Raw genomic sequence first — 581 nt, 5'->3', positions numbered from 1 at the left:
CCGAGGCCCGCTGAACGGACCCTCCTCAACCACCTCCACCACGCGGTACACGCCCGGCTCCCCGTACACGCCGTCCGGCCTCCCCAGCACCCCGCGGGCCTCGGCGACCGCTTCCTCGACCGACCGCCCGGAGACGTAGTGCGTCACCAGCGAGTCACCCGGGCGCTCCGGAGCCGCGCACTCCGCCACGATCCGGTAGCGGACCGGCCCCGAGTCCCACCCCGCAGCCGCATTGCTCTCGCGCTCCTGCCGCCCCTGCTGCGCCCCGTGCCAGCGGTGCACCTCCGGGTCGCTCTCGGGGGAGTAGGTCCCCCCGCTCCCGACGGACATCGTGCTCCAGATGCGACGCAGTTCGGCCCGGCGGACCGTCGCCAGCCGCTCCTCCGTGCTGAGGGGCCCCGGCTGGTCCTCCCAGTTCTCCAGGCCGCCAGCGGCCACATAGAGCTCGTGAATCTGTTCCGCCGTCAGTCCGGTAACCTCGGCCCAGATTTCCTTACGCGCTTCAAATCGCCTTTCGAAGCCCAACGGATTCACAGCATCCTCGCTTTCTGTGCCTGCCTGTACCTAATGTTTCCGAAGCC

The 581-nt window shown here is 69.9% G+C and carries 1 pseudogene; it reads right to left on the bottom strand.

The features are described from left to right. A pseudogene (locus tag IE269_RS42840) lies at positions 1–438 on the bottom strand (hypothetical protein); the annotation flags it as partial. Between the last annotated feature and the right edge of the window lie 143 nt (positions 439–581).

Source organism: Streptomyces spiroverticillatus (genome assembly GCA_014650415.1).
Lineage (GTDB): Bacteria > Actinomycetota > Actinomycetes > Streptomycetales > Streptomycetaceae > Streptomyces > Streptomyces spiroverticillatus.
This window is presented reverse-complemented; position numbering and strand designations above follow the sequence as displayed.